Below are 325 nucleotides of genomic sequence, written 5' to 3'. Positions count from 1 at the left end.
TTTACAACAGCGACGAGCAGTGGCCACTGGTGATCCCGCTGTTGCACCGCGAAGGGCATGGTGTAGAGGCCGATGCGCTGATTACCGACGAGGCCGAGGTGTCGATCATCTTTTCCTTCACCCGCTCGTACTTCATGGTCGATGTGCCGGTGCCGGCCGAGTTCGTCAACTTCCTCAAGCGCATCTTGCCCGGCAAGCACATTGCCGAGCTGTACACTTCAATCGGTTTCTACAAACACGGCAAGTCGGAGTTCTACCGGGCGCTGATCAACCACCTGGCCAGCAGCGACGACCGCTTCGTCATGGCACCCGGTGTGCGTGGCAT

Annotated in this window: 1 protein-coding gene; it reads left to right on the top strand. The window is 59.1% G+C overall.

The window, feature by feature from the left end:
• On the top strand, window positions 1-325 hold a 325-nt coding region (locus tag SB765_RS28670; RefSeq protein WP_410932363.1), incomplete at both ends, for an isocitrate dehydrogenase kinase/phosphatase AceK regulatory subunit.

The sequence above is a fragment of the Pseudomonas sp. SIMBA_067 genome (assembly GCF_046534675.1).
GTDB classification, from domain to species: Bacteria; Pseudomonadota; Gammaproteobacteria; order Pseudomonadales; family Pseudomonadaceae; genus Aquipseudomonas; species Aquipseudomonas putida.
Note: the sequence above shows the minus strand (reverse complement) of the source record. Positions and strands in the feature narration are given on the sequence as shown.